The 18,981-nt window shown below is 60.8% G+C and carries 16 protein-coding genes; 9 read left to right on the forward strand and 7 right to left on the reverse strand.

Features of this window, described 5'->3' with window-relative positions; translation table 11 throughout:
* From A37A_RS0107895 to hemL, 4 genes are all read right to left on the reverse strand, one after another.
* Entirely contained in the window at positions 1-2,163 is a 2,163-nt protein-coding gene (locus tag A37A_RS0107895; protein WP_026195723.1) for a WD40 repeat domain-containing protein, read from the reverse strand.
* Between the two features lie 9 nt (positions 2,164-2,172).
* Positions 2,173-3,198, reverse strand: coding sequence for a cytochrome-c peroxidase (locus tag A37A_RS0107900; protein ID WP_018290977.1), 1,026 nt, complete (start codon positions 3,196-3,198; stop codon positions 2,173-2,175).
* 133 nt (positions 3,199-3,331) lie between these two features.
* The gene (locus tag A37A_RS0107905; protein ID WP_018290978.1) at positions 3,332-5,101 is read right to left on the reverse strand and encodes a SpoIVB peptidase S55 domain-containing protein; all 1,770 of its coding nucleotides are present in this window, start codon (positions 5,099-5,101) and stop codon (positions 3,332-3,334) included.
* 41 nt (positions 5,102-5,142) lie between these two features.
* On the reverse strand, positions 5,143-6,429 hold the full coding sequence (hemL, locus tag A37A_RS0107910; protein WP_018290979.1) for a glutamate-1-semialdehyde 2,1-aminomutase: 1,287 nt from the start codon (positions 6,427-6,429) through the stop codon (positions 5,143-5,145).
* Between the two features lie 142 nt (positions 6,430-6,571).
* Here hemL and polX point away from each other — a divergent pair, with 142 nt between their 5' ends.
* From polX to glmM, 5 genes are all read left to right on the forward strand, one after another.
* Complete coding sequence (polX, locus tag A37A_RS0107915) at positions 6,572-8,356, forward strand: DNA polymerase/3'-5' exonuclease PolX (protein WP_018290980.1); 1,785 nt, start codon at positions 6,572-6,574, stop codon at positions 8,354-8,356.
* 223 nt (positions 8,357-8,579) lie between these two features.
* On the forward strand, positions 8,580-9,359 hold the full coding sequence (gene folP / locus A37A_RS0107920; RefSeq protein ID WP_155996523.1) for a dihydropteroate synthase: 780 nt from the start codon (positions 8,580-8,582) through the stop codon (positions 9,357-9,359).
* A complete protein-coding gene (gene cdaA / locus A37A_RS0107925) occupies positions 9,356-10,099 on the forward strand; it encodes a diadenylate cyclase CdaA (protein ID WP_018290982.1) in 744 nt (247 codons plus the stop codon). The genes folP and cdaA overlap by 4 nt, the downstream gene beginning before the upstream one ends.
* Positions 10,100-10,131: 32 nt before the next feature.
* A complete protein-coding gene (locus A37A_RS20580) occupies positions 10,132-10,269 on the forward strand; it encodes a hypothetical protein (protein WP_018290983.1) in 138 nt (45 codons plus the stop codon).
* 14 nt (positions 10,270-10,283) lie between these two features.
* Entirely contained in the window at positions 10,284-11,654 is a 1,371-nt protein-coding gene (glmM, locus tag A37A_RS0107935; protein ID WP_040888701.1) for a phosphoglucosamine mutase, read from the forward strand.
* 991 nt (positions 11,655-12,645) lie between these two features.
* Here the strand turns inward: glmM and A37A_RS0107940 are convergent.
* From A37A_RS0107940 to A37A_RS21365, 3 genes are all read right to left on the reverse strand, one after another.
* Positions 12,646-13,488, reverse strand: a complete 843-nt coding sequence (locus A37A_RS0107940; RefSeq protein ID WP_020494170.1) for an outer membrane lipoprotein-sorting protein — start codon at positions 13,486-13,488, stop codon at positions 12,646-12,648.
* Positions 13,489-13,611: 123 nt separating this feature from the next.
* Complete coding sequence (locus tag A37A_RS21360) at positions 13,612-14,235, reverse strand: ATP-binding protein (RefSeq protein WP_343122724.1); 624 nt, start codon at positions 14,233-14,235, stop codon at positions 13,612-13,614.
* On the reverse strand, positions 14,199-14,951 hold the full coding sequence (locus A37A_RS21365; protein ID WP_343122730.1) for an ATP-binding protein: 753 nt from the start codon (positions 14,949-14,951) through the stop codon (positions 14,199-14,201). Before A37A_RS21365 ends, A37A_RS21360 begins: the two co-directional genes overlap by 37 nt.
* Positions 14,952-15,233: 282 nt before the next feature.
* Here A37A_RS21365 and A37A_RS21370 point away from each other — a divergent pair, with 282 nt between their 5' ends.
* The 4 genes from A37A_RS21370 (at position 15,234) to A37A_RS0107965 (ending at position 18,975) form a co-directional block, all read left to right on the forward strand.
* Positions 15,234-15,614, forward strand: coding sequence for a LysM peptidoglycan-binding domain-containing protein (locus A37A_RS21370; protein ID WP_026195724.1), 381 nt, complete (start codon positions 15,234-15,236; stop codon positions 15,612-15,614).
* 306 nt (positions 15,615-15,920) lie between these two features.
* Complete coding sequence (locus A37A_RS0107955; RefSeq protein WP_018290987.1) at positions 15,921-17,324, forward strand: selenium-binding protein SBP56-related protein; 1,404 nt, start codon at positions 15,921-15,923, stop codon at positions 17,322-17,324.
* Positions 17,321-17,953, forward strand: a complete 633-nt coding sequence (locus A37A_RS0107960) for a hypothetical protein (RefSeq protein ID WP_020494172.1) — start codon at positions 17,321-17,323, stop codon at positions 17,951-17,953. The genes A37A_RS0107955 and A37A_RS0107960 overlap by 4 nt, the downstream gene beginning before the upstream one ends.
* Before the next feature lie 395 nt (positions 17,954-18,348).
* Positions 18,349-18,975 carry an MIP/aquaporin family protein gene (locus tag A37A_RS0107965; protein WP_020494173.1) on the forward strand — a complete coding sequence of 209 codons (627 nt, stop codon included), beginning with the start codon at positions 18,349-18,351 and terminating at the stop codon, positions 18,973-18,975.
* Positions 18,976-18,981: the final 6 nt, after the last annotated feature.

The raw sequence follows: 18,981 nt of genomic DNA on the forward strand, positions 1-18,981 counted from the left end.
TTAGCCGCCGTTCGCCGAGGCGCTCGTCACATTTCCGGCCTCGTCCTCGGCTCGGATGAACAAGGATTCTCCCTTGAACAGAGGTAGTTCGAACTCCTCTTCTTCGGAGTCGAGGATTCCGTCGACCGGCGGAATCGGCAAGAATTCGCGACCGTCCCGAGAAATCTGGACTGACCGGATGCCACTGGCATCTTCGCTCACGCGGAAGCGCAGCTTGCCTCCTCCGGAAGAGAGAATGCGGATTTGCGGTGGAGAATTGTCGACGAGGAAGGGACGGCTACTCAAAGAGGCTGTGAGTCCTTCCCCAGGCGCATTGTCTCGGGCATCCGAGGCCTCTACCTTAAGCAGATACCGGCCATCTGGCCATCCCGAGGTGTCCCAGCTAAAGAGCGGCTGTTCCGAATCCTTGACGAGGAGGCGCCAGCCGGTCTCTTTCTCGGAGCGGTAGAAGACCGAATAGCGGAGGTCGTCGCCATCTGGATCCTCCGCTTTCCAGACCACCGTGCGGAGTCCTCGGGCTTCCTTTGCTTGATAGCGAGGTGGCAGGGGAGAGAAGGGGTCAACAATGACCTCCGCCTTGCCTTCTTGCGAGAGAAGCTGATCTAGGGAACGGGCTTGCAGAGGAGTGGGAGGCGGGGGCAACTCCGAATAGGCGACACCAGGGTGAAGGATCTGAAGCTTCTCAAGCTTGGGAGGCAGATTGTAAGGTAGAAAGACAGCCTGAACGCGATTGACGGAACTCCCTTCGGCCAAGCGAAGCTCGAACTGGAAATAGCGGGCTGCTGGGCTCTGGCAGCGTCCCCCCGGAGCCGGAACCCAGTCATACCAGGATTCGTCCGGCTTGGCGGTGTTGCCGGTGCGCGTGCGAATCTCTACCATCCCCGATCTCTCGACAAGCAGTCGGCCCCACCGGGCGTAGCTTCCGGCATCCAAAGGGGCGGAGCGATAGATTCCTTGCTTACGTGGGGTGGCTCCCGCCAAGAAGACTCGAGCGGGATTGCTGGCACCCAGGACAAGCTGCTGAGAGGGGGCCAGAGCCGCAACCTGAACGGCGGGAGCGTCGATCTGGAATAGGCGATCGCTCCTTCCTTCCCGGCTGATGCGGTAGACGTCGCCGTCGCCGCTCATCCCTGCCAAAAGACCTGTGGGAGCTTGGAGTAAAGAATTGAGAGACTGGCGATGTCCCCAAATTGGTCGAGGAACCAAGGAACGGTCAATTAGCCAGAGCTGGGAGAGAGGGGGCGGTGTTGCGGCCTTGAACATGGCGGGGGGTAGTCCCCTTCCTATCTCTCGTGAGGGTTCTTCCCATTCGGAAGCGAGTGGTACGGGTGTCCAGTTCTCCGTGGTCGCGGAGCCTGGTTCCGAGGAGGATCCCGGCGCACGGGGCGGATGGCGCGTACCGACCGCGGAGAAAAAGATCGAACCGTCCGAAGAGATGACAATCTGGTTCACCTCCTCCCTTTCGCTGTCGGCAAGAGCCACGGCTCGCCCTCCGGGAAGAATCCGGAGGAGGAGCCCGTGGGGTGCGCTGCCTGCCAGGAGAGTTCCCGGTTTTTCCCAGGCCAGGCAACGGACGTGCGTCTCTCCGGTCGCACAGACGAGAGTTCCCTTGAGCGGACCTTCGATGCGAAAGAGTTTCCCTCCGATCCCGGTTCCCGCGTAGAGAGTGCCGTCACGGTCGAAGAGAAGGGACCAGATATATTTTTCCTTTGGGTCGAAATAGACGACTGGTTCTCCCTTGGCGGGGACTCGATAGATCTTTCCGTTGGGAGAGGTCGCGGCGTAAAGCTCACCCTTCGGGCTGCGGGCCATCGCGTAGATCTGATGTTCGGGAAACGATGCCAGGAGCGTTACGTCGCGATGCTGCCCGATGCGGAAGATCTTTGCCTCGGGAGAGGCTGCTACCAAGATGCTCCCATCAGGGTCCGGGAGGATCGCCCAAAGTTGATCGGCTGGGAGCCGTGCGACCATCTCGATCGGGAGAGAGGGTTGGAGCAATCCGGCATCGCAGACCGTCACGCTCTCGGCGGTTCCCTGCACAAAATCCGAGTAAGTGTCCAGAACGATCCGCTCTGGATGGATGGCCAATGCAGGACTTACGCGACCGTACCATGCCAGCAGAACGAGGAGCAGAGCAACGATCCGTCGGAAGTAGGATCGCAAAAGCACACCTTAGGGCATGGGCTTGGGAGTCGAGAGGGAAGACGGGGGCAGGACCGGCGTCGGGACCGTGAGGGTTGGGTCCTCGGAGAGGGAATTCAGGAAGGCCACAATGCTCTTGGCATCGGCATCCGTAAGCGTGCGGCCCAATTGGGCATAGGCCATAATCTTGACTGCTTCTTCCAAGCTCCAGACCGAGCCGTCGTTGAAATAGGGGGCGGTCAAGGCAACATTCCGAAGAGATGGGACTTTGAAGACATATTTGTCCGCTTCGTTTTTCGTCACCTCGTATCGGCCTAAATCTTTGAGCCAGTCCGGCTTGTGGATTGCGCCGAATTTCTGAAAGCTTCCTCCTCCAATTCCGACCCCGTTATGGCAAGCGGTGCACCCGAGGCCGACAAAGGTATTTAATCCCTGTCGTTCCTGTTCGCTGAGGGCGGAGGGATTTCCAGCGATAAACTGGTCGAAGCGAGAGGGGGTCATCAGAGTCCGCTCGAAGGCGGCAATCGCTTTCGCGGTATTTTCGTAGGAAACAGGATCCTTGTCTTCCGGAAAAGCTTTATGGAAGGCATCCACGTATGCCGGGATGCTCTTGAGCCGCTGCACGACAAGCTCCTTGGTTGCGGCCATCTCCTTGGGATTCACGATCGGGCCCTTGGCCTGCTCTTCCACGTCCTTGGCTCGGCCGTCCCAAAATTGGGAAAACTCCAAGGCAGCGTTGAGCACGGAGGGCGCGTTGCGGGTGCCAAGCTGCCAGCGGTAGCCGAGGGAGGTGGAGAGCCCGTCGGCTCCGGCCATGCCGAGGTCATGACAGCTGTTGCAGCTGATGGAGCTGCTCTTGGACAATCGCCGCTCGAAATAGAGAGACTTGCCCAGCGTGACCTTTTCAGGGGTCACAGGGTTCTGCAGGTTATCGGCGACTTTCGGCAAAACGCCGAAGATCTGCTTGGCTTGGTCCGGATCGACTGCTTGTCCGATTGCTGAACGAATCACGCAGCCGTTCGTCAAAAAAAGAACCCATAGTAGCAGGCGCCTCATGATCAGTCCGTCCTCCCTATCGAATGCGACAAGAGACCTACGCGCCTACGGAATCTCCCGATCCGCAAGCTTCTGTAAACAATTGCGTGAAATTGTTTACCCGATTCCGCGGAAGATCGTCAAGTAGGGTTCTTTAGCGCACGTCAATTCGAAGAAGCTGCTCGCCGCTGACGACTCCGTCGATCGTGAGGGTGGCTTCGGACCAGACCAGATCGTTCCAAGTCTCCTCCTTCTTGGAGGAGGTGGCGGGAGAAAGGGCGGCCCGGATCGTGGGCGGGAGGGCGGGCAGGTCGGCGGCTTCCGACACCAGTCCGGAGGATTCGGTGACTGCCTGCACGTAGAGTACGTTATTCGGACGCTGTTCGTTGAGCAGAGCGATGAGCTCCTCCGGACTTTCCGCGGAAGGTACTTTGCGCAGAAGGGCTCGCGTATCCAGCGCGTGTCCGGACGAGATCCGGATTGTGACCGGTTGACCTTGAAGTCCCCGGGGCAGAAGGAGCGGAACCCTGCGAGAGATCCGACGGCCGTGCCGTTCCTGAAGGAGCAGGTGGATCCAAATCGTGCTCCCGGGATTGCATCGCGCGTTGTCCACCGAGGCCCTTTCGATCGCCCAGTTCTCTTCGACCTCCGTGGACGCGGTTTTCAGCTCAAGCGATTCGACGATCGGTTCGGACCAAGGTTGTTGAAAGAGAAGCTGAAGCGGTTGCACCATCTCCAGGATGGCTGACGCCAGATCGCCGTCCTCGCCGGAGTAGATGCCCTTCAGGTGAAGAGAGGGAAGATTTCGGAAATGGACGAGCCCATCGATGGAAAGGGTAAAGGTGCGTCCGAAGCTATCCGTCGCCGAGAAGATTTGACCCATGGCCAACTCCACGAGAAATGGGGTCAACAGAGGATGAGAGATGAACTCTCCCTGCAGCGTCGGCAGCGGCCGTCCCCGGTGAAAGCGCTCGATCCGGTAAGAGGCGAGTTTGGGCATTTGACCGACTTCCCCTCCAATCGCCGAAAGTCGGTCTTCCAAGATCGTTCCGACGACGCGTCCCACGTTCGTGAGCTTGTAGGGGGTCTCGTAACTGGGGACGGTCGTCACCACTTCGGCTGCGGCCATCGGGAGGGTGCTCTTGCCAAAGCCGAACATCGGATGGCCGAAGGCGAGAACCCGATTGCCGCTGCGCCAGGTCAGCGTTCCGGTCCCCGAGATATTGATATCGCCCGTCATCATTACCGCGGCCAGTGGCGCTCCGGGCTCCAAGGCAGAGCCGCCACCCGCGATGGTCGTGGTCCCTCCGCCCGGTACGGACAGCACCGGCGTCCCGCGGAGGCCGAGCGCTTCCAAGAACTGGCCTACCACTCGTGGGTTGAGACCCCCGACCGACAGGGGGATGCCCAAATAGTCGGCCCGAAGCAGCGCACCGCGTAGGGGACGCGGTGCGGCCCAATGCCAAGCATCGCGCAACTGGATGGGCGAGGGCCGGGTGCGGGGATCGGAGGGCGGCTCCTGCTCCACTCGCAGCATATCCTCGATCGGGGTAAAGCCGCAATGACCGTCCTTTTCGAAGGAGGCGATCCGGCGCGAGAGCGCGCCCACTAGCTTGCCCTCGACGTAGAGAGGGCTTCCGCTCATACCGTGGACCGCGCCGGTCGTTGCCGTCTTTGCGTCGACCAGCTTGGCGATGATCAAGTCGAGCCCGGGACCGACGAAGTCCTTGGCGATTCCCAAGATCTCGGTCTGAAGCGGTTCGATTTTGTTTCCTTGCAATACGGTGTAGGTGAGGCCGTGCATCCCTGGCCGGAGCTGGTTCTTGGGGAAGATCGACTCCTGAGGAACGGCGGAGGGCATCCCCACCAGCGGGCAGAGCCAGAAACAAAGGAGCAACAGCGCGGGAAGCCGTCGGTTACCCATTCGCCTACGTGTCGCAGGAGAACGCTTGTGAGACATGCAGGTTAGGACTCCTTCAAGGCTTGGTCGATGGCAATGACCGTTTTCCCGATGTCCGCCAGCGAGTGTGCGGTGGAAAGGAAACAGGTCTCGAAGGGCGAAGGTGGAAAAAAGACCCCTTGCCGCAGCAGCGAATGGAAAAAATGGGCGAAGCGCTTGCGGTCGCTACCGAGCGCGGCCTCGAGTGAGCAGACCGGATTTTCGGTGAAGAAGAGACAGAAGAGCGAGGCCATGCGATGGAACTGGACGTGACACTCCCCTCGGCGCCGGAGAAGATCTCGAATTTCCGACTCCAGGAATGCCCCTAGTTCTTCGAGCCGAGCGTGCGCGCGGGAACGCTCCATCTCTTTAATCTGCGCAAGTCCGGCGGCCATCGCCAGCGGGTTTCCGCTGAGGGTCCCCGCTTGGTAAACATCGCCTTCGGGAGCCAGTCGCTCAAGGATGTCAGCCCGCCCGCCCAGGGCGGCTGCCGGCAAGCCTCCGCCGACGATCTTACCGAGTATCGTGAGGTCGGGCCGGATGGCAAAGCGCTCCTGCGCTCCCCCCATGCCCAGGCGGAAGCCGGTGATCACCTCATCGAAGATGAGCAGTGTCCCGTGCTGGTCGCACAAGTCGCGGATCTGGTCAAGAAATCCAGGTAAGGGAGGAAGAAGCCCTGCATTGGCCGGGACTGGTTCCAGGATCACTGCGGCGATCTCTTTCCCTTCCCGGGCAAAGAGATCTCTTGCCGCGACCGGATCGTTCCATGGCAAAACGGCCGTGAGTTCCGCCAGCGCCGTAGGCACTCCCGCGCTGTCGGGCTCTCCATGGGTAAGGGCTCCGGAGCCGGCTTTCACCAGGAGAGAGTCGCTGTGACCGTGATAGCAGCCAGCAAATTTAACGATCTTATCTCGACCGGTAAAGCCGCGCGCCAACCGAACCGCGGTCATGCAGGACTCGGTCCCGCTGGATGTCATTCGCAGCTTTTCGATCGAGGGGACGGCGGCGCGGATGATGTTTGCCAGTCGAACTTCCCGAGGGTTGGGGACTCCAAAGCTGGTTCCTTCCGCGAGCGCCTCCAGTAAGGCGGCCTCGATGACCGGGTGCGCGTGACCAAGCGGAAGCGCTCCCCAGGAGCAGACGTAATCGATGTAGGGCCGGCCGTCGGCGTCCCAGATTGTTGCCCCCGCCGCCCGTCGGGAGAAGAATGGCTCCCCGCCTACGGCGCGAAACGACCGGACCGGGGAATTGACCCCTCCAGGGAAAAGTTCCTTCGCCTCTTTCCAGAGGCTTGCCGATGAACGATCATCCACCGTGAAGAGAGTCTACTGGACCCGGAGTCCCCGCGCAACGGGAGGATGATCGGCGGGTGGACAATTGGGTGGGTCTGCTGAGGGGCCTGCCCCTGCTTGGCGAAAGCCTTTGGAGCAGATACGTTGGTCCGAGGGAGGCGCCATGACGAAGGAAGAGGCGATTGGTAAGCTCGAGGAGATCGCGACGCTACTCGATTTGCGGGGCGAGAATCCCTTTAAATCTCGGGCATACCGGACTGCGGCACGGGCGCTCGACTCGCTCTCCGAAGATTTTGAGTCCTTCGTCCGGGCTGGGAAGCTGGACCAGGTCAAGGGCATTGGCGAGGGAATCCGGGTAAAACTCGAGGAGCTCGTTCTCACCGGCCGTTCGGCCTATCTGGAAGGACTCAAGGGATCGTTCCCGGCGGGAGTGGTGGCACTTCTGGACATTCCGGGACTCGGGCCCAAGAAGGCGAAGATTCTATGGGAGAAACTGGGGATCCGGGATCTGGCCGAGCTGGAAGCGGCATGCCAAAGCCATCGAGTGGGCAAGCTTCCTGGCTTCGGTCCGAAGACCGAAGAGAATATCCTCGCCGGCATCGAACAGAGACGCTCCTACGCGGCCTATCATCGGTACGGCGATCTGATCGGGTTGGCCGAGCAACTGGTGGAGCGGCTTCGCGCTCATCCCGACGTGGTTCGCGTGAGCTTGGGAGGCAGCTTCCGGCGCGGAAAGGAGATCGTTCGGGACCTCGATCTGGTCTGTTCTTCGTCGAAGCCGCTATCGGTGATGGAAGCGTTTATCTCTTCTGCCGGTGTGCAGCGCGTGGTCAACCATGGGCAGACGAAGGCGACCGTGCTCTTGGAAGGTGGGCTTGCCTGCGATCTCCGGGTGGTGCCTGACTGGGATTATCCCTGTGCGCTTCTCCATTTCACGGGAAGCAAGGAGCACAACATCGCCCTACGCCAGCGCGCGATCGCTCAAGGGAAAAAACTCTCCGAATGGGGACTTTTTCGGGAACCCCGGGTCCGGTCTTCCGATGGATCGAAGGATTCCGCGGCCGAAGAGGAGGCATCCGGAGAGCCAATCCGTTGTCGGGATGAAGCCGAGATCTACGAAGAACTTGGACTGGCCTATATTCCGCCCGAACTGCGGGAGAATCTGGGCGAGATCGAAGCGGCCGAGAGCAACCGGATTCCTCGACTGGTCGAGTGGACCGATCTGCGCGGTACCTTTCATTGCCATACGACGGCGAGCGATGGGCACAGCACGCTGGAAGCAATGGCCGAAGCGGCGCAGGCCCTGGGCTTGGAATACCTGGGAATCGCAGATCATTCGAAGTCCTCTTTTCAAGCCAACGGCCTGGATGAGGAGAGAGTCGGTCGCCAGCAGGCGGAGATTCGAAAGCTCAACGGAACCTTTCAAGGCTTTCGGCTTTTTTCCGGGACAGAGTGTGACATTCTACGCGATGGCCGGCTCGACTTTTCCGATCCGCTACTTGCCAGCTTCGATTACGTGGTGGCGTCCGTACATGCCGGCTTTTCCTCGAGCGAGGAAGAGATGACTCGTCGGATCCTCCGCGCGATGGAAAGTCCCTACGTGACCATGCTCGGTCATCCGACCGGTCGACTCCTGTTGATGCGGAAGCCTTATCCCGTCGATCTGGAGAAAATCATCGACTGCGCGGCCGAGACCGGGACTTGGATCGAACTCAACGCACAGCCCATGCGGCTCGACCTCGATTGGCGTTGGTGGCACGCGGCGAGGGACAAGGGAGTCCGATGCGTCATCAATCCCGATGCGCATCATGCCCGGGAACTTGCGTTCCTTCGAATCGGTGTAAACATCGCTAGGAAGGGTTGGCTTCGCCGGGAAGACGTGGTAAATACACTCTCGCTGAATCTCGTAGAAAGAGCGTTGAGGACCAAGCGGGGAGGCGGCGGCTGACGGAGTGGAGATCTTTGCTTTCAAGAAAACGTCTCCATCCGCCCACGGAAAGCGCATCGAAACAGATCAGCGATCGGACCAAGCGGAGGAGTGGTGCGCCGTCGATTCGCGAGTGCGAGGATGTGGGGCGCTTCCGCATAGAGCCGGACCAGAGGCGAGCCGCCCTGCTCGATGGGCGACTTCGGCTCGTTCCCTGGTGCTTTCGCCGCAAAGGCCGCTCATCATGGGGATCATCAACCTGACTCCCGACTCCTTTTCGGACGGAGGCCGACTGCCCTCCGTGAGGGAGGCGGCGGAAGAAGCGCGGCGCATGGAGGAGATCGGGGTCGACCTAGTGGATTTCGGCGCAGAGTCGACGCGGCCCGGAGCGGACCCGGTCTCGGAAAAGGAAGAGTTGCGCAGGCTCCTTCCTGTGTTGCAGGCAGTCGTCGGAAGGCTTACCGTTCCAATCTCTGTCGATACGTATAAGAGCAGCGTGGCTCGGGTCGCTCTTGCGGAGGGAGCGGAGATCGTCAACGACGTCTCCGGGGGCAAATGGGACACAGGTCTCTGGGAGGCAGTGAGGGATGCCCGGGCGGGTTATGTTCTGGTCCACTCCCGCGGGGTGCCGAAAACCATGCAGGCGGATGCCCTCTATCGGGACGTTGTGCGCGAAGTCAAGGAAGAGATGAGGGTTCGCCTGGGCCAGTGCGTGGGGGCCGGAATTCCCCAGGAGAGGATCCTGTGCGACGTGGGTTTTGGCTTTGCCAAGACGGGGCATCAAAACTGGGCGTTGCTGCGAGATCTCCCCACCTTTGCGGAATTGGGACGGCCTCTCCTGGTGGGAGTTTCCCGGAAGAGCTTCCTCCGGGAATTGGCAGACGTGAGAGGCCAGGATACGGCGAGCTTGGCTGTGGAAATCCTAGCATCGACCAAGGGGGCGGCGGTCTGGAGAGTGCATGACGTGGACGGGGCGGTCGCTGCTCGGAAGGTGTTTGCTGCTCTCCAGGGAGGCCGGCCGTGAAGTCTTACGGGACTCCTTTCTCCTGGGCGGTGGAGATCCTGATCATCGCTGCGGTCATTTATCAAGTCTGGAAGCTCCTGCAGGGGACGCGCGGCGTCCAGGTGCTGACTGGCCTTCTGATCGTCCTTGTCGTTCTCACCCTCTTTTCCGCCGTTCTCCACCTGCGGGTGATCACCGAGTTGATCCGGCTCTTTTCTCCGTCCTTTTTCGTTGCACTGGTCGTCTTGTTTCAACCGGAATTGCGGCAGGTGCTCGCGGAAGTGGGGCGTCGAAGCGTCACCAGTGCGGGTCGGCAGCAACAGGCGGAGGTGATCGAGCACATCGTCAACGCTGCCGAAATTTGCCAGCGAGAGCGTTTCGGAGCTCTGATCGCCATGGAGCGGGAAGACATCTACCGACCCGCCCGGGACACGGGGACTCTCCTGGATGCCAAGTTGAGCGCGGATCTCCTGGTGACCACCTTTTATCCGCGCACCCCCTTGCACGACGGCGGGGTCGTCATTCGGGACAATCGCCTCGTTGTGGCGGCTGCGGTTTTCCCCTTGAGCGAGACCGACCGGCTTGAGCGACCGCTCGGATTGCGCCATCGAGCGGCATTGGGCTTGAGCGAGACGAGCGACGCCGTCGTCGTGGTGGTTTCCGAGGAGACCGGTGCCATCTCCATTGCCTTGGAGGGCAAGCTGGAGCGTCACTTCGGTCCGGACCGGCTGCGCGCACGATTGACGGAGATCCTTGTTTAGCCGGACAATGCGCTCAAAACTGGGAAAGCGCCATGGGTTTGCTGCTGGATAATTGGAAACAGAAGCTCATTTCCCTGGTCCTTGCCATCGCAGTCTGGGCGATCCTTCGGGAGTCGATCGAACCGGGGTCGATCGACCAGATTCTTTCTTCGCTTGGGCTAGAGAAGTAGTCGTGGAGCATGGCTTGAGACAACCGGCGGAGCAGCTTTTTGGAACGGATGGCATTCGAGGTACGGCGAATCGACATCCGCTGACCCCAACCGTCGCCGTTGCCGTGGGGGCGATCGCCGCCTCCGCCCTGACGAGAGGAGAAAAGAGGAAGATAGTCGTTGGACGGGATCCGCGAATTTCGAGCGAGTTGCTCGAATCGGCATTGGTCGCAGGCATTCTTTCCGCCGGTGTGGACGTGGTACGCCTGGGGGTGCTACCGACCCCGGCGGTCGGTGAGTTGGCAAGACAGATCGGAGCCGCAGGTGGCCTGATGGTCAGTGCCTCGCACAACCCTTTTCCGGACAACGGAATCAAGCTGTTTGGCCCGGATGGGGCCAAGATCTCGGAGGAGACGGAAGAAGACATCGCGAGCCGTCTCCCCGCTTATCCGTGGCTCTCTTCCGAAGGTCCGACTGGTGCGCTGGTGGGTCGGCTTCAGCCGCTTGCGCAGGCTCGGGAGCTTTATCTGGACGCATTGCGCAGGCAATGGCCGAAAGGAATCGATCTCTCTCGGCTCCGGATCGCCGTGGATGCAGCCAATGGGGCGGTATCGGACTTGGTGGGTCCCCTTTTCGCCTCCCTCGGGGCCGAACCCTTTATCTTTTCGGCGCACCCCAATGGAATCAATATCAATCTCGATTGCGGGAGCATGCATCCGGAGAGGCTTGCCGAACTGGTCCGACTGGCGAACGCCGACGTCGGCTTGTCCCTCGACGGCGACGGGGATCGCCTGCTCTGCTGCGACCATCGGGCAGAGGTACTGGATGGTGACGATCTCCTAGCCATCCTGACTTTGGATTACCATCATCGTGACGTGCTCGCCGGCCAGACGGTGGCGGTCACGGTCATGAGCAATCTTGGGCTCGATCGAATGTTGAAGCAGGCCGGGGTGCGGGTTCTGCGAACGCCCGTAGGCGACCGGCATGTCGCGGCCGCAATGCGCGCCCACGGGCTCAATCTCGGCGGAGAGCAATCGGGACATCTCTTGCTCTTGGACCAGGCGGCGAGCGCCGACGGCTTGCGCGCCGGCCTGGAAATTCTCCGCATTGTCTCTACTACGGGCATCCCTCTGGCGGAACTCCGCCGGTGTTGGCGGAAATATCCCCAGCGGCAGCTCAACTTGGCCGTGCGGGAAAAGAAGCCGCTAGAGGAGATGCCGAAAGTGAAAGAGACGGTCGCCGAAGCCGAGCGCGTCTTGGAGGGGGAGGGCCGAGTCCTTTTGCGCTATTCTGGAACCGAACCGAAGATCCGCCTGCTGATCGAGGGACCCGATCCCGGAGTCTTGGAACAGTGGGAGGAGCGGCTGCTCGCCGCGCTCCGGAACGAAGAGATCGTTGTTTCCTAGCCTGCCTGTCTCGTGCGCCGTGAAAAGGGTGCATCGCCCAGTGGGGAGGGAGTGATCTCCACCCGGCAATGATTGCTCCAGCCGGAAGCACTCGGAGCGGCTACTGGTGGTAACGCCAGCGGTCGAAGCCTCTGGGGGAAAAGGCCCGGGAAGCGGGTCAGCGAGCAAGCAGGCCCTAAGGAAAGTGAACGCTGAACAAAGCCTCGAAACCGGCAATGCGGACGCCGAGCTCGTGAGAGAGAAGCGAAGGCCGTTGTCTCCCTGGGAAGGAGAGCAATACGTGCACTGGGGAGAGCCGCCGGGGTATTGGGCGAGGGCATGCGGGCAAAGGACGATGCATCAACACGGGAGGCCCATCTGGCCGGGAGCTCGGGTTGGCCCCGAGCGGACCGACCGCTGCCCTGCGAGGGGCCGAAGCGGGACCAGGTGGGAGTCGGATAGGTCCATACTACCTGTGAGCTCGGAGAAAGTCCGAGGGAGGGAAGGGGCCTTAGTTCAAGGGAAACGTCGGAAGGAGCGAGAACGGAGAGTGGCGGTACGCCTACAACCTCCCTTGCGTGTTCGGAGGCTCCAGATGACGTTGCAGGAGAAAGCGAAGGCAAGTTCGACCTCATCTCCCTCGGGAGCTGTACGTGGAGCTTACCGTGGGCATAATCCTGCGCCAACCTTGTCCGGAAGCCGAATGCGGGAAATCCGCCTGTTCGGTTTGATGAGCGGGGAGTGGAAACGGCCGATAGGGAGAGATACTCAGGCACTGTCATACCGAAAGGGGCAGCTCCCGCTATGGCTCTCCTACGTCGCACCGCGCCACTCCTCGACTCCACACAAGCGCTCTCCTGCGGCTTGGAAAATGGGCCTGACTGCTTCGCTCTCGCTTGGTTTTCCATCCTTGCAGCATGTCGTCATACAGCCCCGGGGGAAACCTGCGCCCCGCCTTGCATCCAGGTCCATCGGCCCTCGCCTCGGGTACGAACTTTGTGAGCTATGTAGGCTAGCGAGAAAGCTCGTCAGCCACGCTCGGCAAGCGGGAGGAAGATGGGTTCCGCGATGAGTGGGGACCGGCTTCGGGAGAAAGCGGCTCCCCACGGCGGATGTTGATAAAGGTGCGGGAGGAGCCTTCCTTCTTCGGATCGAAGGAGGACACCTGCATTTCCTTAATGACATAGGCATCCCCGATGCGTTGGACCCCGTTGACTTCCAGCCTCTTGATCAGTGCTCCGGCCTTATTGTATCCATCGGCGCGCAAAAGAGCGTAATACTCGGCGGCAATCCAGTAACGCACTCGGGCGTAGGCGCTGGTTTCGGGAGGGGGAACGGCGTCGAATGCCCAGGCCGTCAAGGTCTTCACGTGGTCGGTCCCCAGAGGTCGGACATTGTCCCACCTCATGAAGTCGAGGCAGAGGTCCTCATAGGTAATGTCGGTGTCCAGGATCGGGCTCTGCCTGGATCGACCGGAGACCGGCTGCCAGGGGTCCCTCTTCTGTCTTCGGCGCTCGACCAGGCTCCGCTCCGGTTGGATCTCGACCCGAATTTGAAAGGGGGGATTCAGGAAATCGTAGATCATTTTACGGTCATGGAGAATGAGCTGGATGGGGTAACTTTCTCGTTCCGATTCGATCACCCCGTGCAGCGCGAAATCCTGGAGACGGAAGTTCTTCCAAAAGCGGCCTTGCAGAAACTCAAGAGGTGGACAAGGCTTGGCGGGATCCGGCGCGGCGAAAGCCGAGCGACTGAATCCGGACATCCAGAGAACGCTCGCGAGAAAGAATCCAAGTTTGGTCAGGGAGCGACAAGTGCGGGAGCGCTCCCCTTTCGGGGTCGTGATTTCTTTCATGCGCACAATAACCTGTAACCTGGGTGCCTGCCTTTTCCAAAAAGAAAGCAAATGGCTCGGTCGAACGGGATCAACGTAACACGGGCGGACCGGCTGGCAGGATCGACAGGTCCCTCCGCTTGTTCATTCGCCCCAGATGCGCCGATCGAGCGAGCGAAAACCGATCGCCTTGGCTAGATCCTCTTCCCGCAGCTCTTCTCGTCCGGCCAGGTCGGCGATGGTCCGGGCCACTTTGAGGATGCGGTGAAAGGTTCGCGCGGAAAGGGCGAGCTCCGAAATGGCGGTGGAGAGGAAGCTTCGACAGGCCGGGGAGAGGATGCAGAAGCGCGCGATCTCGCTAGGTCCCATTCGCGCGTTGTTATGGATCTTGCGCCATCCCGACAGCCTCTGAGCCTGACTGGCACGCGCTCGTTCGACACGGCTCCGAATCGCTACCGAGCCCTCCGCCGGTTCGGACCGGAGGAGAAGCTGCCGGTCGATGGTCGGCACCTCTACGTGAAGGTCGATTCGGTCCAAGAGCGGGCCCGAGATCCGGTTAAGATAGCGGCGCATGGCCGTGGGCGTGCATTTTCCGCCGGCGGCGTCGTCGAAACCGCCGGTGGGCGAGGGATTCATGGCCGCTACGAGCATAAAGCTGGCGGGGAACGTAACGGTACCCGCAGCGCGCGAAAGGGTGAGCCGTCCGTCCTCCAACGGCTGTCGGAGAGCCTCTAGGGCATTCCTGCCGAACTCGGGAAGCTCGTGCAAGAAGAGAGAACGCCATGGTGAGCGAGGCTGACCTCACCGGGCAAGAGGCGGGGCCCTCCGCCGACTAGGCCGGCATCCGAAGTGGAGTGATGAGGTGCGCGGAAGGGGCGCTGACGGAGTAGACCCACGCCACTGGGAAGCAGGCCGGCGACGCTGTGGATCCGAGTCGCTTCGATCGATTCATCCAAGGTCATGGGTGGAAAGATCGTCGGGATTCGCTGAGCGAGCATTGACTTTCCACTCCCAGGTAGACCAATGAGCAGGACGTTGTGCCCGCCAGCAACGGCAATCTCCAGCGCCCGCTTTGCAGCAAACTGGCCTTTGACCTCGGCAAAGTCGAGTTCGGAAGGAGGCTCGAGGGCTGTGGGATCGTTCGAGCCATCCGGCTGGGGCGAAGCTTCCGGATCCCGGAGAAAGGCGGTGGCTTCCGCAAGAGAGCGGGCCGGGTGAATCCGGATCCCGCCGACTACGACCGCTTCGGCGGAGTTGGCTGCGGGCAGCAGCAGATGCCTAGCCCGCTGCCGCTTGGCTTCCAACACCGCCGGCAAGACCCCTCGGACGGGCCGCAGCTCACCGGAAAGTGCGAGCTCGCCAAGCGCCCAGCATTCCTCGGTGTGAGGACTTCCGATTTGATCGGTGGCGCTGAGGACCGCCAAGGCAATGGGAAGGTCGAAGCTGGGCCCCTCCTTGCGGAGGTCCGCAGGGGCCAGATTGATCGTGGTACGACCGGTCGGAGCACGGAAGCCCGCATTTGGAGCGCCGCAGACACGCGGTGGAGGCTCTCCCGCACCGCCGCGTCGGGTAGTCCGACGACTCGTGTCAGGAAAGCCCCCGGCGAATTGTCGACCTCCACTTCAACGCGTAAGGCCTCTACTCCCCAAAGTGCGGCGGAAAAAATACGGGCGACCATGCGGGCGCGCATTGTGTCACCTTTTCGGCGAATCGGGAAGGTTCCGTCTTCTCTTGTCCCAAAAGCAAGTTATGATGGTGCTATGTGTATGAAGCATTTTTGTCTCTTTTCCTGCGCGGGATGGATCGCTCTCTTTTGTGGTGGAACGCTTCCTCTCGCCAAGGCCCAAGAATCCTCCGCTTCTCCTTCCCCCGCATCCGCTGAAGCTCCGGCGGAGCTGCCTCCCCCGGGCTCAACCAAGTACACCGTGAAGCAAGGTGATTCCCTCTGGAAGATCAGCCGGAAGTTCAAAATTACGGTGGAGTCGCTTCGCAAGGCCAACGGGTTGAAAAACGATCGGCTGCAGATTGGTCAGGAGCTCATCGTTCCTCCTCCGGCAGCAAAGGGAAAGAAAGAGGAAGCCGAGTTGCCTGGCGGCACTCCTCTGCCTCCCTCGACGCCGAATCCGCCAGCCAGCAAGAAGCCGTAGAAGACCGTAGGACCCGCGGCAGCCGCGCCTTCGGTGTGAGCAGAGCGACGCGGCTGCAGTGTCCGCATTGGTGGCGCCGCCGATAGGAGTCCTTTGCTCCCGCTCGCCCGGGAAGCGGGTGCCAAGAGAGCCGCTCCGTCCTGGGCGAATCGAGGTTCCTGTTCAAGCGTCGAGCGGGCTTGGAAAACGGTCTGGGCCCTGTGAACGTCCAATCGGGCGTTCGAGGGGATGCGTTGCACCTGGAAGATCGAAGCGATCCTTGGGCTTCCTCGGCAATGGGTGTAAAGTAAACGAAAAGAGGAAAGCATGAAGTTTACCGCTCCCGATCCCACGTTTTATCCTTCTGCCCGCCTTGCGATGGAGGGGCCCCGCGAAGAGTTGGGTTACGTCGTAGCGCTTGCGGCGGACGGGGGTAGCGCAAGCGGGAATCCCGATGCGCTTGCGGTGATCGATCTCAATCCGGATTCGCGCGAATACGGCAGGATCATTCACTGGCTTGCAACTCCCACGATCGGGGATGAATTTCACCACTTCGGCTGGAACGCCTGCAGCTCCGCGCTCTGCCCCTATGCTCCCCACCCCCACTTGGAGCGGCGTTACTTGGTCATCCCAGGGATTCGCTCGTCCCGGATCTACATTGTCGATACGAAGGCGAATCCGCGCCGGCCCGAAATCGTAAAGCAGATTGAGCCCGAGGAACTCGTGCGGAAAACGGGATACACTCGGCCCCATACGGTTCACTGCGGACCGGATGGCATCTATGTCAGCGCCTTGGGAAACGAAAAAGGGGAAGGACCCGGCGGCATCTTGATCCTGGACCATTTCTCGTTCGAGCCGCTCGGACGTTGGGAAATGGATCGCGGACCGCAGGTTTTCGCCTACGACTTCTGGTGGCATATCAATCAGGACATCCTGATCAGCAGCGAATGGGGACTTCCCTGGATGTTGGAAGACGGTCTCTTGCCCGAGCAGCTCATGAAGGGCGCCTACGGGCGCGCCCTCCATGTGTGGGATCTCCGGAAGCGCCGCCACCTCCAAACGCTCGACGTGGGGGAAAAGCAGCAGATGGTCTTGGAGGTCCGTCCCGCCCATGACCCGCGAAAGTCCTATGGCTTTACCGGCGTTGTGATCTCTCTGGAGGATCTATCGAGTTCCGTCTGGTTGTGGTACCGGGATGGCGAGAATTGGGCGATCCGGAAAGTGATCGAAATTCCGGCGGAGCCTGCGAAGGAAGAGGATCTCCCGCCGCTTCTGAAGGGCTTCCGGGCGGTTCCGCCCGTGCTCACCGATCTCGATCTCTCGCTGGATGATCGTTTCCTGTACCTGTCGTGCTGGGGCACCGGAGAAATCCTGCAATATGATGTGTCGGAGCCCATGCATCCGAAGCGGATCAGCAGCCTTCGCCTAGGCGGGATTGCGCGGAGGAACGCCCATCCCCGGCTGCCGCAAAAGCCTCTGAACGGTGGCTGTCAAATGGTAGAGATTAGCCGGGATGGGAAGCGGGTCTACCTGACCAACTCCCTCTATCGAGCATGGGATGAGCAATTCTATCCGGAAGGCATCCAGGGTTGGATGGCTTTGGCTCATGCCGGGGAGGACGGACTTCATTGGGACGAGAGGTTCCTGGTGGAGTTTCCGCAGACCCATCGCGCGCATCAAATTCGGCTCCAAGGAGGAGACTGCTCTACAGACTCCTTCTGTTTCCCGTGACCCGACTACTCCCCTGGGCCATGGCATTGGGGCTGGGTGCCTTTCATGGCCTGAATCCGGCCATGGGCTGGCTGTTTGCCGTGGCGCTCGGCTATCAAGAGGGCTGCAGGAGAGCAATCTTTCAAGCCGTTGGCGCCTTGTTCGTCGGCCACTGGCTTGCCGTGGGTGCCGCGGTCATCCTCTTTTGGGCGGTAGGTGCGTGGCTTCCTTGGCATTGGATTGCCGCGGGTGCCGCCGTTCTCTTGGCGGCTTTTGGGTTCTATTGGCTTCTGCGGGCCCGGCATCCTCGCTGGGTTGGCATGCGCGTGGGCTTTCGGGACCTGGTCTTCTGGGCATTCCTCATGGCTACTGCTCATGGAGCCGGGCTCATGCTTTTGCCGGTGCTCGGCGCCGTAGGCCTTTGTGGCCAGGGGGTCGAGCGGCTTCCCTTGGGAGAAGCTCTTGGAGTGGCTGCCGTTCACTCGGTCGGGTACTGGGTGGTAGCCCTGGGAATCTCGCTTTTCGTTTTTGAGAAGATTGGTCTCTCCTTTCTGCGAAAGGCCTGGTGGAATTTGGACGCGCTTTGGGGGACCGCACTTCTTCTTGCCGCCGCCAGCTTATTGCTCTTCCCGCAGCAGGCCGGACGTTGAGGCTTTCTCCCTTTTTAGCCGGCACGGTCTCCCAAGCGCTCTTCTGTGGCTTGCGAGATGGACCCGGCTGCTTCGTTGGGCCTTGGTTTTCTCTCCTCGCAGTATGTCGTCATACCCCCCGGGGGAAAACCGGCGCCCCGCCTTGCACCCAGGCCCCCTTCGCCGCGCCTCGGTCACGAACGTTGTGAGACATCCCGGCTCGGTAAGTAAGACTTTGGGCCTCTGCGGCGGCAACAGAGAACGGGGTGTAACTCATTCCGCTTCTTTTTCCATTGCAAACAGGAAGAATAAGTTTGCCTCCCATTTAAGGAGCGATTACAGCCTTTTATCGGTAAGCGGGATTCGGCATGAGCCGGGCGGACGTCGGTCGACCAAAACCCGGAAAAGGAGAAGCGATGCGAAAATACGTAGGCGAGATGATTGGAACCTTTTTTCTCATGTTCACCGTGGGCTGTTGCGTGATTGCTGCGCCCGCTGGGGTGATTGCGCCGCTGGCGATTGGATCGGCACTTATGATCATGGTCTATGCCGGCGGCCATCTTTCGGGCGGTCATTACAATCCTGCGGTGACGCTGGGAGTCTGGCTGCGCGGACGGTGCTCAGTGCAAGACGTCCTCCCGTATTTTATCGCCCAGGGATTCGGCGCCCTCTTGGCGTCCATCGCCGCGCAGACAATCAAGGGACACAGTCCAGTTACCCAAATGACCCTCTCTGTCGGTCCAGTCTTCGCCGCGGAGTTCCTCTTCACGTTTGCCCTGGTCTACGTGGTTCTGAACACAGCAACGGCCAAGGCAACCGCGGGGAACTCCTTTTACGGGCTTGCGATCGGCATCACGGTGATGGTGGGCGCTTTTGCCGTTGGATCGATCTCTGGCGGGGCCTTTAATCCAGCGGTTGCCGTCGGGCTGGGCTGGATCGGGCTGATCTCGTGGTCGAACCTCGCGCTGTATTTGGCCGCGGAGTTCTTGGGCGGTGCTTGTGCGGCGTGGATGTTCCTCGGTCTCAATCCGGAAGATCGCTGATTGCGA

It is taken from the genome of Verrucomicrobium sp. 3C, assembly GCF_000379365.1.
In the GTDB taxonomy this organism is placed as follows: Bacteria; Verrucomicrobiota; Verrucomicrobiia; order Methylacidiphilales; family Methylacidiphilaceae; genus Methylacidimicrobium.

Coding starts and splice junctions, on each gene's coding strand:
- A37A_RS0107955 (WP_018290987.1), top strand. CDS start 15,921: ATGAAGTTTACCGCTCCCGATCCCACGTTTTATCCTTCTGCCCGCCTT.
- A37A_RS20580 (WP_018290983.1), top strand. CDS start 10,132: ATGGGTTTGCTGCTGGATAATTGGAAACAGAAGCTCATTTCCCTGGTC.
- A37A_RS21370 (WP_026195724.1), top strand. CDS start 15,234: ATGAAGCATTTTTGTCTCTTTTCCTGCGCGGGATGGATCGCTCTCTTT.
- A37A_RS0107965 (WP_020494173.1), top strand. CDS start 18,349: ATGCGAAAATACGTAGGCGAGATGATTGGAACCTTTTTTCTCATGTTC.
- A37A_RS0107900 (WP_018290977.1), bottom strand. CDS start 3,198: ATGAGGCGCCTGCTACTATGGGTTCTTTTTTTGACGAACGGCTGCGTG.
- polX (WP_018290980.1), top strand. CDS start 6,572: ATGACGAAGGAAGAGGCGATTGGTAAGCTCGAGGAGATCGCGACGCTA.
- A37A_RS0107905 (WP_018290978.1), bottom strand. CDS start 5,101: ATGGGTAACCGACGGCTTCCCGCGCTGTTGCTCCTTTGTTTCTGGCTC.
- A37A_RS0107940 (WP_020494170.1), bottom strand. CDS start 13,488: ATGAAAGAAATCACGACCCCGAAAGGGGAGCGCTCCCGCACTTGTCGC.
- folP (WP_155996523.1), top strand. CDS start 8,580: ATGGGGATCATCAACCTGACTCCCGACTCCTTTTCGGACGGAGGCCGA.